Source organism: Flavobacterium sp. LC2016-12, assembly GCF_015351595.1.
Classification (GTDB): Bacteria; Bacteroidota; Bacteroidia; order Flavobacteriales; family Flavobacteriaceae; genus Flavobacterium.
Map to the genome: position 1 here is coordinate 66,150 of NZ_JADKPT010000012.1, position 15,637 is coordinate 81,786.

The 15,637-nt window shown below is 33.3% G+C and carries 17 protein-coding genes and 1 riboswitch; of the genes, 5 read left to right on the forward strand and 12 right to left on the reverse strand.

Features of this window, described 5'->3' with window-relative positions; translation table 11 throughout:
- Positions 1-38: 38 nt before the first annotated feature.
- From yiaA to IRZ99_RS17095, 5 genes are all read right to left on the reverse strand, one after another.
- Positions 39-434, reverse strand: coding sequence for an inner membrane protein YiaA (gene yiaA / locus IRZ99_RS17075; protein ID WP_059116403.1), 396 nt, complete (start codon positions 432-434; stop codon positions 39-41).
- Between the two features lie 148 nt (positions 435-582).
- Positions 583-1,128 carry a DUF4252 domain-containing protein gene (locus IRZ99_RS17080; protein ID WP_194658408.1) on the reverse strand — a complete coding sequence of 182 codons (546 nt, stop codon included), beginning with the start codon at positions 1,126-1,128 and terminating at the stop codon, positions 583-585.
- A 2-nt stretch (positions 1,129-1,130) separates the two neighbouring features.
- Entirely contained in the window at positions 1,131-1,658 is a 528-nt protein-coding gene (locus IRZ99_RS17085; RefSeq protein WP_194658409.1) for a DUF4252 domain-containing protein, read from the reverse strand.
- Positions 1,659-1,684: 26 nt separating this feature from the next.
- Positions 1,685-2,143 carry a hypothetical protein gene (locus IRZ99_RS17090; RefSeq protein ID WP_194658410.1) on the reverse strand — a complete coding sequence of 153 codons (459 nt, stop codon included), beginning with the start codon at positions 2,141-2,143 and terminating at the stop codon, positions 1,685-1,687.
- On the reverse strand, positions 2,130-2,639 hold the full coding sequence (locus tag IRZ99_RS17095; RefSeq protein WP_072974436.1) for an RNA polymerase sigma factor: 510 nt from the start codon (positions 2,637-2,639) through the stop codon (positions 2,130-2,132). Before IRZ99_RS17095 ends, IRZ99_RS17090 begins: the two co-directional genes overlap by 14 nt.
- A gap of 219 nt (positions 2,640-2,858) precedes the next feature.
- On the opposite strand from IRZ99_RS17095, the gene IRZ99_RS17100 reads away from it, so the two are divergent.
- On the forward strand, positions 2,859-4,331 hold the full coding sequence (locus IRZ99_RS17100) for a S41 family peptidase (protein ID WP_194658411.1): 1,473 nt from the start codon (positions 2,859-2,861) through the stop codon (positions 4,329-4,331).
- Between the two features lie 73 nt (positions 4,332-4,404).
- Here the strand turns inward: IRZ99_RS17100 and IRZ99_RS17105 are convergent, their stop codons facing one another.
- From IRZ99_RS17105 to IRZ99_RS17135, 7 genes are all read right to left on the reverse strand, one after another.
- Positions 4,405-5,439 carry a YncE family protein gene (locus IRZ99_RS17105; RefSeq protein ID WP_194658412.1) on the reverse strand — a complete coding sequence of 345 codons (1,035 nt, stop codon included), beginning with the start codon at positions 5,437-5,439 and terminating at the stop codon, positions 4,405-4,407.
- A gap of 3 nt (positions 5,440-5,442) precedes the next feature.
- The gene (locus IRZ99_RS17110) at positions 5,443-7,278 is read right to left on the reverse strand and encodes a TonB-dependent siderophore receptor (protein ID WP_194658413.1); all 1,836 of its coding nucleotides are present in this window, start codon (positions 7,276-7,278) and stop codon (positions 5,443-5,445) included.
- A 26-nt stretch (positions 7,279-7,304) separates the two neighbouring features.
- Positions 7,305-7,511, reverse strand: a riboswitch (cobalamin riboswitch).
- A gap of 68 nt (positions 7,512-7,579) precedes the next feature.
- The gene (gene cobC, locus IRZ99_RS17115) at positions 7,580-8,116 is read right to left on the reverse strand and encodes an alpha-ribazole phosphatase (protein ID WP_194658414.1); all 537 of its coding nucleotides are present in this window, start codon (positions 8,114-8,116) and stop codon (positions 7,580-7,582) included.
- Positions 8,101-8,898: an adenosylcobinamide-GDP ribazoletransferase gene (locus IRZ99_RS17120; protein WP_194658415.1), complete on the reverse strand. Its 798-nt coding sequence runs from the start codon at positions 8,896-8,898 to the stop codon at positions 8,101-8,103. The genes cobC and IRZ99_RS17120 overlap by 16 nt, the downstream gene beginning before the upstream one ends.
- Positions 8,899-8,949: 51 nt before the next feature.
- A complete protein-coding gene (cobT, locus tag IRZ99_RS17125; protein WP_194658416.1) occupies positions 8,950-10,629 on the reverse strand; it encodes a nicotinate-nucleotide--dimethylbenzimidazole phosphoribosyltransferase in 1,680 nt (559 codons plus the stop codon).
- A gap of 123 nt (positions 10,630-10,752) precedes the next feature.
- On the reverse strand, positions 10,753-11,259 hold the full coding sequence (gene cobU, locus IRZ99_RS17130; protein WP_194658417.1) for a bifunctional adenosylcobinamide kinase/adenosylcobinamide-phosphate guanylyltransferase: 507 nt from the start codon (positions 11,257-11,259) through the stop codon (positions 10,753-10,755).
- 126 nt (positions 11,260-11,385) lie between these two features.
- The gene (locus tag IRZ99_RS17135) at positions 11,386-11,748 is read right to left on the reverse strand and encodes a DUF5522 domain-containing protein (protein ID WP_194658418.1); all 363 of its coding nucleotides are present in this window, start codon (positions 11,746-11,748) and stop codon (positions 11,386-11,388) included.
- Between the two features lie 174 nt (positions 11,749-11,922).
- On the opposite strand from IRZ99_RS17135, the gene IRZ99_RS17140 reads away from it, so the two are divergent.
- From IRZ99_RS17140 to IRZ99_RS17155, 4 genes are all read left to right on the forward strand, one after another.
- Positions 11,923-13,065: an ABC transporter substrate-binding protein gene (locus tag IRZ99_RS17140; RefSeq protein WP_194658419.1), complete on the forward strand. Its 1,143-nt coding sequence runs from the start codon at positions 11,923-11,925 to the stop codon at positions 13,063-13,065.
- A 1-nt stretch (position 13,066) separates the two neighbouring features.
- Positions 13,067-14,095, forward strand: a complete 1,029-nt coding sequence (locus tag IRZ99_RS17145) for an iron chelate uptake ABC transporter family permease subunit (protein WP_370527669.1) — start codon at positions 13,067-13,069, stop codon at positions 14,093-14,095.
- A gap of 140 nt (positions 14,096-14,235) precedes the next feature.
- On the forward strand, positions 14,236-14,616 hold the full coding sequence (locus IRZ99_RS17150) for a GxxExxY protein (protein ID WP_194658420.1): 381 nt from the start codon (positions 14,236-14,238) through the stop codon (positions 14,614-14,616).
- A 134-nt stretch (positions 14,617-14,750) separates the two neighbouring features.
- On the forward strand, positions 14,751-15,527 hold the full coding sequence (locus tag IRZ99_RS17155; protein ID WP_194658421.1) for an ABC transporter ATP-binding protein: 777 nt from the start codon (positions 14,751-14,753) through the stop codon (positions 15,525-15,527).
- Positions 15,528-15,637 lie beyond the last annotated feature (110 nt).

Below are 15,637 nucleotides of genomic sequence, written 5' to 3' on the forward strand. Positions count from 1 at the left end.
AAAATGGAGCTTTTTTTTCTTATTGTGATTTTAGGAAATTACTCATTAGAAAATGACATATTATCCCTTGTGTTTTTTTGTACTGAAATAGCACCAAACAACGCCAATAAAAATGCAAATGCATAAAAACCTTTTTCGCTTGGGAGAATAGTAGCATTCCAAAGTCCAACGACTAATAATACAATCGATAAAAGTGTACCAAACCAGCAAATGCCATAATAAATATCTGTTACAGGAAGTTTTTCAAGTCTGTCTCTAACGCTTTTTTGCAGCGAAACCACGGCAAATAATCCGAACATTAGAACTGTGAAATAATATCCTTTTTCGTTTAATAACATTTCAGCTCTGGCAAGTCCAACTATAAAACCAACTGTTCCAGCTCCAAGAGCTACCCAAGATGCCGCAATAAAGGCATTCGATGTTTTTTGTACCATATTTATTATTTTTGGTTAGATAACAAATATAGCTAAATTCAATTCACTTTAAAATAAATCGACCATTATTTTAGTAAGTTTAATCCTTCAATATTTAATAGAAAAAGCTCCAATTATTTGGAGCTTTTTCTATTAAAAGTAAGATGTATTATTTATTAGTGTTCATCAATTGCTGCAATGGCTTTAATTGTTCCATGTCAATTTTTGATTCTTTTAAAACAGACATTAAAGTTATAATGTTATTTGGGTTCATATTTTTTCCTAAAACACGAACTACTGCAAAACCATTTTCTTTTTTATTGGCAAAAACAACAAACTCTTCGATGTTGTCATCTGTACCAACGTAGCTTATAGAAGCACCGTCTTTACCTGAACCAAAAGACATTAATTTTTGGTATTTTGGATCTTTCAAAATTGCTTTAATTTTTGTTCTTTCTGTTTCAAATTGCGCCTGATTTTTGTCATTTGCTTTGAAAGCCAGTATGTTCATTTTATCAAAAGAATTTAAAGCTTCCGTTTGCTCTGCTGATAATTTTGTTTTTTCAATATTTAGAATACTTGGTGAAACATCAAGCGCAATAAAATCTTTATTATCGGTATTCTGTACAAAATATTTTTGCAATGAAGGTTCAGAATTACAACTCACTAAAGTTAGTAATACTAAAAGGGCCGAGGTAAAAACGTTAAGTCTCATGATTATTTTTTGCCTTTAGTGGCTTTTTTTAAGTCAGAACCACCAGGAAGTTTCATCTTATCTGTTAGTACTGAAATTTCGTTGATGTCAAAATTACCTGTTAAAGATAATAAAACCGTTTCGTCACCTTTAGCGCCGTCAACATACATCAATAATTCTCTTACCTGAGAGTCTGTTGCTCCAGATTTCACTGATATTTTTACGTTTCTGCCGCCATCATTGATTCTCATTAATTCTTCTAAACCGGCTGTTTTAACATATTTATCTGCTGAAGCTTTCATATCAGCTTCGATTTTAGGATTTTTTGTTGTGAACACTTTTAAGTAGTCTAATTTTTTAATCAGACTGATGTATTGTTGCATTTCTTTATCAGAAGCATCAACCTTTACTTTGCTCATTAAATCGAACATTTTTTTGTTTACTATTACTGACGTTACATCGTCCTGACCATCAAATTTGTCAAATGCTCCCTGAGCATAAAAAGCGGTGCTAATGAATGCGAAAACTAGTGTTATGATGAAATTTTTCATTTTGTTTATTTTTTTGATTGATTTAATTACTGTTTAAAAATTTTGTTTTTTGATTGTTCATATTCCTGAATGTATTGTACACTTCCAATACCTACATTCACATTGTTTGATAATAAGGCCAAAGCTTTTTGCGTTGCGGCAAGGGCTTCTTCCGGATTATCATAGGTTCCTAATTCTGATTGCGCTACAACCGGAGCTGTAGTTTTTTGGCTTGCAAAATAAAAGGTTCCTATTCCTAGTAAAACAACAGCAGAAGCTGCAATTGATAACCACGCCACATTTCGTTTCTTAGTTTGTAGTGGTATTTCCTGCGTCGTTTTTTGTTGTTTTACCTGAGAGAAATAACCAAACATTGGTTTATACTGCTCTAAATGCTGCGCAACATTCGGTGAAGAAAAATATTCTTTTAATTGGTTTTCTTCGGCAATAGTAGTTTCTCCCTGAAAGTATTTTTCTAATATATTTTCTATTTTATCTAATTCCATAACTGTGTGTATTAACCATTGATTCTCTTATTTTTTTTCTCGCTCTCGAAAGTGCTACCCGAATAGCTGTTTCATTCATGTTGACAATTTTCGCAATTTCATCAAATTCATATTGCTCAACATCACGAAGCTGAATTAATATTTGGAGTTGCTCGGGCAACTGATTTATAATTTTTTCTACCCATTCCAGACTATTAGAATCTTCCAGTTTTTTATCTAATTGTGGTTCACGATCTGTATAATTATTATGAACTATTTTTAGATTTCCGGCTCTTTTGGATTTTAACTGATCCAGACAATAATTTTTGGTCATTGTCATTGCAACAGCTTCAATGTTATTATAGGCGTCTAAATTTTCTTTTTTGTTCCATAATTTCACCATTACTTCCTGAGTTGCATCTTCAGCTTCTTCAGTACTGGTCAATAATCTTTTTGCCAGACGAAAAACTTTGTCTTTAAAAGGATTAATCAATTCTATAAACGCAACTTGATTCATAATTGGTTATTTGTTGGTTTTTGGTCGGTTATAAGTTATTCGTTTATTGTGATTTAGTTAATTAATCAGTATTTACAAGTAAGCTTATATAGTCAAGACGAGGCACTATTATTTTTGTTACAATGGATTTGTATTTTTTTTAAGAAAAGATAATAGAGTTAAAACTAAAGGTAGTATTTTTACGTTAATAAAGTATTGAATACTACTACACCTAAATATATGAAAACAATATTAAAGAGTTTATTGCTTGTATTTTTGCTTGCATTCGCTTTGCAATCTTGCGAGGATAATGATGATGTTGATGCGCCTGCAAATCTGCAAGTAAATGATTTTGTCTGGAAAGGATTAAATGAAGTTTATTTATGGCAATCAGATGTTCCTAATTTAGCTGATGATCGTTTTGCCAATCAAGAAGCTCGTAACTCATTTTTGTCCGGATATTCTAAGCCAGAGGAATTATTTGAAGATTTATTGAATAAACCTGTTAGCAAATATCCTATTAATGCAATTGATCGTTTTAGTTGGATTGTAGATGATTATACTGTTTTGGAACAAGAACTTAACGGAATTTCAAAAAACAATGGAGTAGATTTTAGATTAAGCAGAGTCTCTGAGGGATCTAATGATGTCGTAGGTTATGTGCGATATATTATTCCTAATTCTGATGCTGCATCTAAAGATATTAAAAGGGGTGATTTATTTACGAGTGTAAATGGTACAAAACTTACGGTTTCAAACTACGAATCGTTATTACTGAACCCTGATAGTTACACTTTAAACTTTGCAGATTATACTGGCTCCGGATTTGTTTTAAATGGGAGATCAGTTGCTTTAACCAAAACTGTTTTAGAAGAAAATCCAATATTAATTAGTAAAGTAATAACTTCAGGAGGGCATAAAATTGGTTATGTAATGTATAACGGTTTTTACGCTGACTATGATATTAAATTAAATCAGGCTTTTGGAGAGCTAAAAGCACAAGGTGCAACAGACCTGATTTTAGACTTGAGATATAATGGTGGTGGTTCAGTTCGTTCTTCAACGCGTTTGGCAAGTATGATTACCGGGCAATTTGAAGGGAAAATATTTTCAAAAAGACAGTATAATTTGAAACAAATGGCAGGAATGACTGCTGATGATTTGGAGTTTTTAAATGAAAGATTTGTAAAAGATATCGACGGAGCTGCTCTTAACAGTTTAAAATTAAATACAGTTTATGTTATTACAACTTCTAATACCGCATCAGCAAGTGAATTGGTGATAAACGGGTTAAAACCATATATTAATGTTGTTCAGATTGGCGAAACGACAATTGGTAAAAATGTTGGTTCGTTTACAGTTTATGATTCACCTACATTCACTAAAACAAATGTGAATCCAAATCATAAATATGCGATGCAGCCGTTAGTTTTTAAAATTTCAAATTCTGCTGATTTTGGAGACTATACAGCCGGGTTGCCGCCAACATATGTACAGAATGAGTTTGTTAGTACTTATGGTGTTTTAGGAGATCCGGGAGAGCCATTATTAAATTTGGCGATATCTAAAATTACAGGTGCTACAGCTAAAAAGGTTAGAATAGACGAAAATTTAATCTTGCCTTATGTTACAGACTCTAAGAAAATCAATGGTTATAGAAACGAAATGTATTTAGAAACTGTTCCAAAAGAGTTTCAAAAATCATTAAAATAAAAAAAAGGCTTTCAGAAATGAAAGCCTTTTTTTTCCAAAAAAAATCCAAAAACAAATTTAAAAATAGGTAATTTTAATTGTTGGGATAAAAACCATTTGGTCCTACACCAACGGTTAAAGTTTTTATTACTGTTCCAGTTGCAGAATATACTGTAACGGTTCCATCTGCAGTAAATGCATTTGCATCTCCAGAATATATTTTGCCATCAATTACACCAAAGCCATAAAAAGTTGACCAGCTGCTGTCTTTAACAGAGAATAAAGCCGTGTCAGAAAAAGTTGTTGCATTCAGGTTTATAGCATAAACACCAGTACCTTTAGTGTAATAAATTTTATCTCCGTCAATATCCATGTTCAAAGCACCTTTAAGTGTAGTTGATTCTATAGATGTTGCAGTGTCAGTAGAAGTATTGATTTTGAATAATTTACTTTTGCTGCTGTTTCCTGCTAATACATATACGCTTCCATTGTTTTCTTCAATAGAGTTTATTCCATCTTCTAGTGTTATCGTTTTAGATACAGTATTGTTTGCAGGGTTAATTACGGTAACTTCACTTCCGCTGCCATAAGCAGCATTTGTTATATATAATTTTCCGTTTGCAGTTACGATTTTCTCAGCTGTTTTGCCCAAAGAAATTGAAGCTACGTAAGCATAAGTTTTAGCATCATAAACAGTTACTGCCTGAGAAATTGCGTTGGTAACATATAATTTATCATTCAAAACAACGCTGAAACGTGGGTTTTCAAGTTTTTCAGTAATTGTTCCAAGACTTTTAAAAGTATAACGGTTTACAACTTCAACTTCATTAGAATTATTGATTACAATAAAAGCTTTTTCATTGCTGAAAGTCATTGATTGTGCTACATCACCCAATACTGCTGTAGTATTTACCACTTTGAAAATGTCATTTTGAAAAGTAGCTAAATCATTAGAAATGAAAGATACAGAAGCATTAGGATTTCCAAAATTTCCCTCATTTAAAATAAGAATTCCGTTATCATATGCACCCAGCGGAGTGTCAATGTTGTCATTGTTGTCATCACTGCTACAAGAAGCAAATAAAAATGCCGATGCAATAATTCCTAAATAAAGATTTTTTAATTTCATGTTTTAATAATTAAGGTTTAAATAAATAGTCAAGTTTCGCCCTGGCATATAGCGACTAGGCAACGCTTCGTATTTTTCGTTCCAAAGATTGGCTGCTTTTACACCTACTTTGAAAATGTTTTTTTTGCTAAAATTGTAATCTACACCAATATTGGAAACATTGTACGCATCCAGAATGTATTTTGGATTATTGTCAGATGTGGTGAAAATTTCTCCCGTATACATAATCTGATAATAGGCCGAAAGTTTCTTGTAGTAATAAGATAATGAACCTGTCAATTTGTGGTATGGGACATAAAACAATTGTTTGTCGTTTTTATCGTCACGAGAAACAGTGTAGGCATACGTTCCGCTAAAATCAAAAGTATGTTTGTTGAATGATTTTTTCCATCCGACAAGTGCTTCTGCACCATAAATAGTGACTTTGTCAGTATTTACAGGAGTCCACATCGATCCATTAGTAGGCAGCCAGCGAATCATATCTTTAATCTTCATTCCGTAAGCTGTTAGAGTTAATCGAAAATCTTTATAATGAAATTCATTTCCTATTTCTGCCTGATACGAACTTTCAGGTTTTAAATCAGGATTTCCACTTCCTTCCCAATACAAATCGTTAAATGTTGGAACCCTGTAGTTTCGGGATAAATTAAATTTAAGCTGATAGAACTCTGAAAAATTATATCTTGAACCAACAGAAAAAAGAACAGGACTCTTATAAGCATCTGAAACTTCTTTTCTGGCGCTCATTTCATAATTCCATTTCTCAGTCAGCGTATGTTTCCATAAAAGGCTTGCTCCGCCAATTTCACGACTGCTTTTTCCAATTCCGGAGCCAAGACCGTCATTTTTTGTATAATCTAAAATCGTACTGATTTTCATCGTAGAAGACAAGGCGTAATCAAGATCATACTTTCCGATAAAACTTTTAACTCCTCCGGAAGTATATCCGTCCCGATTTATATCTTCAAAATAATTATAGTGTTCTGTGATGTATGCGAGCCTTACATTAGATTCAAACTTATTGAAAGAACTACTCCAGGTTAATAAATTTCGAGTATTGTAGTCCTGATATTTTGTTTTGGTAGCATTAGGTGAGGTAAGCGAAAAGTGGCGTTCGCCATCAAATATTTCGCTGTAGAATTTAATGCTGTTTTTGGTGTTTATTTTATATCCAATGGCGGCATCAATCGTATTATTGTAATACTGTCCATTTGTGTTCCATGCGTCCTGGCCTACAAATCTAAAATCATTATCAGAACTGTTTCTGGTAAAACTGGCGTCAACGCTCCATTTTTTTGTGGAGGCTGTAATGCCGTAAACTGCACTTATAGTATTGAACTCTCCATAATAAATCTGAAAATCATTTTTGAAGGTATCTGTGAATTTCAAATCGTTATTCAGGTGAATCGTTCCACCAATTGCGCCACTTCCATAAACCACACTTCCTCCTCCGGCTTTTACATCAATTGAGTTGAAACCACGAGTTGAAATCGTATTGAAATCAGCCTGCCCTAAAAGTTGTGAATTTACATTTATCCCGTTCCATACCACAACAGTTTGTTGTGAAGTAGTTCCTCTAAACGATGGAGAAGAGGTCATACCGAGACCATTTTCTTTAAAATAAATAACAGTATTATAATTTAAAAGAGAGGTTAGCGAAGCTTGATTCTTGTTGATAATAGAATCGTTCAGCCTTTGTATTGATTGTGTATTGGAGAAATTTTTAAGATTTGAATCAGAAACTATAACTTCTTTCAGTTTATTAATAGAGTCATTCTGCGCCGACATAATCTGGCACAACAATAGCAGGCAAAAAGCGAAAAGTTTTTTTAAAGTCATAATTTCTACACTCTTTTTCCCGAGAGTTCGATATTTGTTATAAAGGCAGGTCTCCTGGCTTGCGTCTTGTTGTTTACCTTCCCATTCGCCGGGGCGAGCAGTGGTTTTGTAGTTAACAACAAGCATTCTTTTCAGAACTTAGCTTACAGTTGCGGGTACAGCTCAAGATTTTACTTGATTCCCTTTTAATGCATTTTTAATATAAAAATACAACCTTAAATTTCGGGCAAAGATAAAGTTAAAAATATTGAATTATCAAATTTGTTTTACTTTTTAAGTCAAATTCTGAACAAAATTGGGCTTAGAGCTCAATTTTAATGACTTCGCCAAAATCTGCCTTGTTTTGAAAAGCATCTTTTAATGGCAAAGAAGTATGATGACATAAGATACTTCTTATTATTCCGGCATGACAAACGACAACAATAGGTTGTTTAATTTTTTTTGAAACCAAATCGGATAAAAACGACTCGGTACGTTTGTGCAATAAAACAAAAGATTCTCCATTTGAAGCAGGAACATTTACAAAATCTTCCATCCACGGATTGAGTTGTTCGGGCTGAATGTCATTCCAGTTTTTCATTTCCCAATCACCAAAATTCATTTCCATCAAACGCTTGTCTTCCTGATACGATAGCGTTTTAATGTTGTCCTGAATATATTGAGCCAAAATTACACATCGCTTCAATGGACTTGAAAAAAGAATTGCTTCTGAAGGCAATTGCGAAAGAATAGTTTCAAAAATGGAATCGAATGGTTCTGCTAAATCGACATCAGATTGTCCGTAACAAATGCCTTTTTCGCAAGCAGTTTCGGTATGACGAACTAAATAAATTTCCATATCAAAAGAAAGCTTAGATAATAAACAACTTCACACACCTGTTGTGTCGCGCCAAGGCAATCTCCAGTGTAGCCATCAATCCATTTTTGGAAATAACGGGCCAAAAAGTAACGTGCTATAAAAACGGGAATTATAACGAGAAGGAAATTGTAATGAAAATAGGAGAGGACTAATAACGGTAATAATCCAAAGATAAAGGATCCTAAAATTTCTTTCCAGGTATGTTTTTTTGCAATTGGTTTGCTTTTGCTGGTCGCGTCATCTCTGGAGTATTCGTGTGTAAAAGTAATACTGATGGCAGCTAAACGACTCAAAGCATGAGCAGATATAAACAAAAGAAAAACTTGTAGAAGTCCCATTGGATTTTCCATCTGAAAAAGAGAAATCGATTGGGAAAGCAATTTGAACTTTAGTAAAAATAATAAAATCAAACCAATCGCACCATAAGCACCAATGGCGCTGTCTTTCATAATCATTAAAATTTTTTCTTTAGTCCAGCCTCCGCCAAAACCATCACAAACATCTGCAAAGCCATCTTCGTGAAAAGCACCGGTTGTTAGAATGGAAGCGATAATTGCTAAAATAACTGCAATTTCAACAGAAAGAAACTGAGCGAAAATATAAAAAGCCAAAAAAGAAATGCTTCCAACAATCCATCCAATAAAAGGAAAATAACGTGAAGCTTTATTTAAATAATCAGGATTATGATCGATGTTTTTTGGACATGGAATTCGGGTATAAAACATTAAGCAGGTAAAGAAAATATGTAGTTCTTTTTTCATTTAAGAATGTTATTTTTAATTGGCATTGAAATTTGTTATTGCCATTTATATTTATTTCTTGCTAACCCCGGCACTCTCAAAACTAGCCATTTCGTTCAAAAAAGCTTCCGCCGATTTCAAAATAGGAAAAGCAATTGCACAGCCCGTTCCTTCGCCCAGACGCAAATCTAAATTTAAAATTGGTTTTGCATTCAAATATTGAAGTAATTTTTGATGTGCCTGTTCAGCAGAGCAATGACAAAAAACTGCATTTTTAATTATGGAAGAATTTATTTTTGAAGCAATTAAAAAAGCCACACTGCAAATAAAACCGTCCACTAAAATCAGCATTTTGTTTTCAAACGCTGTCAGCATTCCGCTTGCCATTTGTATAATTTCGAAACCTCCAAAATAAGCCAGTTGTTCTTTTAAATTGGCTTGACCGGAATAATTTTCAATGGCGCTTTTTAGGAATTCCTGTTTCTGAAGTAATTTTTGGTTTTCAACTCCGGTTCCTTTCCCAACACATTCTTCAATCGAAAAACCGGTTAAAAGGCTCATTAAAACAGAAGCCGTTGAGGTATTTCCAATTCCCATTTCACCAAAACCAATGCAGTTTGAACCTGTTTTTGCGATATTTTCAACTATGGCTTTTCCTTTTTCAAAACACAATTGTAATTCGGTTTCGCTCATCGCAGGAGCGTGTAGGAATGATTGAGTTCCTTTTGCAATTTTAGCATTAATCAAATTAGCGTTGGTCGGAAAATCATAATTAACGCCTGAATCTACAATGGACAACTGAATGTCATTCTGTTTACAGAAAACGTTTATTGCCGCACCGCCTTCCAGAAAATTACCAACCATTTGTCGTGTTACATCTTGCGGATAAGCACTCACACCATGATTTGCAATTCCGTGATCTGCCGCAAAAACAATAATATTCGGATTTACAATTTTGGGATTTAAATTTTCAAAAACCGTCGCCATCTGAAAAGCTAAAGTTTCCAAAGTTCCCAAAGCACCTACAGGTTTAGTTTTACAGTCTATTTTTTCTTGTAATGCTTTGCTGAAATCATTTTTGTTTTCACTTTCGGTTTGAATTTTTAATTTCAAATCAGAAATATAACTTTCTGTTACATTTTTGATTTCTGAACAAATAGGAGCTTCCGATTTTTGTTTCCAATGCAATTGCTGCAACATGGGCTGATTGTTGTAATTCGTTGCCGGTTTTCCAACGCAGAAATAACCCAAAGGTTCAATGTTTTCTGGTAAATCGAGTATTTTTTTAAATTGATGATAATTTAAAATCGAAACCCAGCCCATACCATAACCCTGATCGGTAAGGGAAAGCCAAATATTCTGAGCCGCACAAACCGAACTAAATTTAACCGCTTCATTACTGCCAACAGTTCCAATCGTAAATTGATTTAAAACAGAGCGGTCGTATGCAATAATAAGTCCAATTGGTGCTTCTTCAATAGCTTCAAGTTTCAGGGATTTATAGTGTTCTTTTTGTTCCGGATTATCGGTTAGCGATTCGGCTTTTTTATTATAATCCAAAAATAAATCTTTGATAGCACTTTTTACTTCTGCAGCTTTGATGATATAATAGCGCGTAGCATCCGTAAGCCCAACAGAGGGTGCCCAATGTCCGGCCTGTAAAGCTTTTTCAATCACTTCATCAGGAACTTCATCAGTAGTAAAATGTCGGGTATCACGACGCGATTTTAAAATATCATCTAAATTAGTCATGTTGTTGGGGTTAAAATTCCAATAAAAAAAATCCAAAATCCAATTTAAAAAATCAATCTGAATGTTTGAATTTATGTAAAGTTAAGGCAGTGCCTTGGAATTTGGAATTTAAAATTTGGAATTTTATTTAATTTTTACCGGAATTCCAGAAACCATCAAGACAACTTCATCAGCATTTGAAGCCAAAAACTGATTCATCCAGCCTTGTAATTCTGTGAATTTTCTGCCGATATGAGTGTCGGCATGAACCCCCATTCCAATTTCGTTTGTAACAATAATTAGTGTTGCATTCTCCTGCTTGGCCATCGCAAGAAACTCTTTTTTTGCTTCTTCCAAACTTGAAGCAACATCATTTTTAGTGTCTACAAAAAAGTTAGTAAGCCAAAGTGTTACGCAATCAATCAATGCTACTTTCCCTGAAAAATCAATTTCGCTTAAATGTTTTTCTTTTTCAATATTCGTCCAACGCTCATCGCGTTCCTGCTGATGTCGGTCGATTCTATTTTGGAAATCATCGTCCCATTTTCGAGCCGTTGCTACATACATCGGCGCGTCTGAGAGTTTTAATGCTAAATTTTGAGCATAACTGCTTTTTCCTGATCGCTCGCCTCCGGTAATTAAGTAAATCATTTTTTTTGATATGTAAAATGTGAGTTGTGAAATGTAAAATGTGAAATGCAAGCGTTGAATTGTGAAGGACAAAATGATATTCAATAATGACATTTCACTTTTTACAAATCACATTTCGCAGCTTATTTAATAAGGGCAATGACGACAATCATTTCCGCAACAGCTTCCACGTTTCAAATGAAACCAACTAGTGAAAACAGTATTGCCATCTTCGGTGTAATAATCAATATCTTCAATTAGTTTTGCTGTTTTTGGTAAAGATAATGCTTTATTTTGTAGCGCTTTTTTAGGTGTCATTGTTTCTACATAAGCATCAATTTTGTCCATGCAGGCTTCTTTGAAGCAAACCGGACAAAGACAATCTCCTCCTTCAGAAAGATTAAAAATGGGAGGATAATCATTACACCAACATTTGTTTTCAACAGAAATATCCCCGCATCTAAAAATAGTTTCGCAACTCGAACAAATTTTGGTTTTTGTGGTATTCATATATTGTAAAAAATGAGTTTGTTGAGATTTGTAAGAATAAAGGTAAACAAAAAAAATAGAAATTGCCTTACCTTTGTCCTCATCAAAAAATTAAATTTTGAAATTTTAGTATTCAAAATCTGTGCCGATATTGGGTGTTAACAATTTCAATTTTCAAAATAGTATAACTAACTTATGAAACATTTATTATCTAAAACGTTTTATGTTTTGTCTTTTTTTCTTCTTATAAGCTGTAAAAAAAATGAAACTACCGAAGTTGCAAAATCTCCAATTGCTAAAAATAGTATCGAATATGCTTCAGGGCTTTCCATCGTAAAACAAGAAGGATATTCTGTTGTAACGGTTACCAATCCGTGGCCAAACGCAAATAAAAAGTTCACTTATATTTTAAAAGAAAAAGAAGGTAAAATTCCTGATAGTCTTCAAACCTATACAACAATCAATGTTCCGTTGGAAACGGTTGTAGTAACTTCAACGACCAATATTCCGTATCTTGAAATGCTGGATGTGGAAAATAAACTAGTTGGTTTTCCGCATACCGATTATATTTCTTCTGAAAAAACAAGAATATTAATTGATAAAGGGATTGTGAAAAACGTTGGACAAAACGAAAAATTAAACATTGAACAATTAATAGATTTATCACCGGATTTAATTGTGACTTTTGGAGTAGACAACAACAATCCGATGCTGGATAATTTGAAAAAAAGTGGTTTAAATGTTATGATTCAGGCCGATTGGATGGAGCAATCTCCACTTGGAAAAGCAGAATGGATTAAACTATACGGAGCCTTATTTGGTAAAGAAGACAAAGCCAAAGAATTGTTTGACAAGATTGTTGAAAGTTATAATCAGGCTAAGAAATTAGTAGCTGATAAACCCGCAACAACAACAGTTTTATACGGTTCAATGTACGAAGATGTTTGGTATGTGGCAAAAGGGAATAGCTGGGTAGCAAAATTTATGAAAGATGCACAATCTAATTATTTATGGGCCGATTTAAAAGGTACCGGAAGTGAAGGTTTATCTTTCGAAAAAGTATTAGACAAAGCCAAAACAGCGAATGTTTGGATTGCGTCAGGTTCTTTTCTGACTTTGGCCGAATTAGAAAAAGCAAATCCGCATTACAGTGAGTTTGACGCTTTTAAAAATAAATCCATTTATACTTTAGAAAGTAAGTTTGGAGCAACTGGCGGAACTATTTATTATGAATTGTCACCAAGCCGTCCAGATTTGGTTTTGAAAGATTATATCAAAATTTTTCATCCTGATTTATTGCCTAGTTATGAGTTTACTTTTGCATCTAAACTGAATTAAATTGGCAAACAAAAAACGAAATACCATTTTATTTATCGTTCTGGGTTTAGGACTTCTTTTGATGTTTTTTGCGAGCCTTAGTTTAGGTTCGGTAAATATTCCGTTTAGAGATGTATATGCAAGTTTAACCGGAGGCCAGGCAAGCAAATCAACTTGGGAATATATTATTATAAACTACCGTTTGCCAAAAGCAATTACAGCAATTTTAGTTGGAACCGGACTTTCAATCAGTGGTTTATTAATGCAAACATTGTTTAGAAATCCGCTTGCAGGACCTTATGTTTTGGGATTAAGTTCAGGCGCAAGTCTGGGTGTAGCCTTTGTAATTCTGGGTGCCGGATTTTTGCCGTCTTTTTTAAAAGTTATTGCGTTATCATCATACGGAATTGTTTTGGCTTCGACTATAGGAAGTACACTTGTTTTATTGTTGGTTTTAGTAGTTTCACAACGCTTACGTGACACGATGGCAATCTTGATCGTTGGACTAATGTTTGGAAGTTTTACGACGGCAATTGTTAGTGTTTTAACTTATTTTAGTACTGCAGAACAATTACAGAAATTTACTTTTTGGTCGTTAGGGAATCTTGGAAATCTTTCCTGGAAATCAATAACTGTTTTATCAGCCAGCGTATTTTTTGGTTTAGTTTTAAGTGCGGGAAGCATAAAACCTTTGAATGCATTGCTGGTGGGTGAAAATTATGCAAGAAGTATGGGATTGAATTTAAGAAAAGCACGTTTGATCATTATTTTTGCAACCAGTATTTTAGCCGGAAGTATAACTGCGTTTGCAGGCCCGATTGCTTTTATTGGTCTGGCAGTTCCTCATATAGCAAAACTAACTTTTCAAACCAGTAATCATATGATTCTGTTTTGGAGTACATTGCTTTATGGAGCTATTATTGTATTATTCTGTGATATAGTTTCTCAAATGCCAGGATTTGATGTTACCCTTCCTATAAATGCAATTACGTCTATAATTGGCGCGCCGGTTGTCATTTGGTTATTAATAAGAAAAAGAAGTTTTCAGTAAAAACTTACAAATATTTAATATCTTAGTTTTTTAAACACATAGAGACATAGTTTTATAACCTTAAAAAAGGCGTTTCACTTTTCCTCAAAAAACATAGCGAAGTGAAAATTAAAATGAGTTTCTATTTTAACTAATATTAAATGGTTACTCAAAAATATTTAGATGAACTAACTTATAATGTAATTGGTGCTTGTATTGAAGTACATAAAATAATTGGAAAAGGATTATTAGAAAATGTTTATCATCAATGTTTGAAGGAAGAATTACAACATAGGAAATTGAATTTTTTCTCTGAAATGAAAGTACCGCTGATTTATAAAAATAAAGAATTGACTGCAGATTTAAGATGTGACTTATTTGTTGAAAATTGTTTGGTTGTAGAATTAAAAACGGTTTCTGAAATAAGTCCAATTCATGAATCACAATTATTAACTTATATGAAACTATCAAAGGCTCCAAAAGGAATTATAGTTAACTTTAATTGCCATAATATTTTTAAAGAAGGCCAAAAAACCTTGTAAATGAATATTTCAAATTATTGCCAAAGTTTTAGCAACATACGCTATGTGTTAATTTACAAGTAAATTTTAAAATCAACTATTCCACATAAAGAAAGAAAACTATGTTCTCTATGTGTTTAAAAAGTAGCCCCACAATGAAAACCATACTAAGCACATCAAATCTAAGCATTGGCTACAAGTCCAAGAAAGCAATTGTGACTATTGCAGAAAATTTAAATTTGAGTTTAAATTCAGGAAAACTCATTTCATTAATTGGCGCAAACGGAATAGGGAAATCTACTTTGTTACGAACTCTAACCGGAATACAGCATCCATTAGGAGGGAATGTTTTCCTGAATGAAAAAAACATAGCTGCTTACAATCCGTTAGATTTAGCGCAGAATTTAAGTTTGGTTTTAACTGAAAAATTACCACCAAGTAATCTTTCTGTTTTTGAATTAGTGGCGTTAGGAAGACAACCTTATACCAATTGGATTGGGACTTTAACCTCAGAAGATATAGAGAAAGTTCAGGAAGCAATGGCGTTGACTCAAATTGAACATTTGGCTCAAAAAAGACACTTTGAAATCAGTGACGGACAATTACAAAAGGTTTTAATTGCGAGAGCTTTGGCACAAGATACGCCTTTGATTATTTTGGATGAACCGACAACACATCTTGATTTACTACATAAAGTTTCACTTTTTAAATTGCTAAAAAAGCTAACAAAAGAAACGCAGAAATGCATTTTGTTTTCGACTCACGATATCGATTTGGCAATTCAGTTAAGCGATGAAATGATCATCATGACGCCAGAATTTGTGGTGCAGGATGAACCTTGTAATTTAATCTCAAAAGGAAGTTTTGAAACTTTGTTCAAAGACGAACATATTATTTTTGATGCTGAGAAGGGGAAGTTTGTGATTACTTAGAGGTTCTAAGTCCCAGCGGGACGTCATATTTATAGAAATGTTAATTTACGTTTAATACAACCCTGTAGGGGTGAAATATTTATTTTTCAAATTCAAAAATTAAGATATCG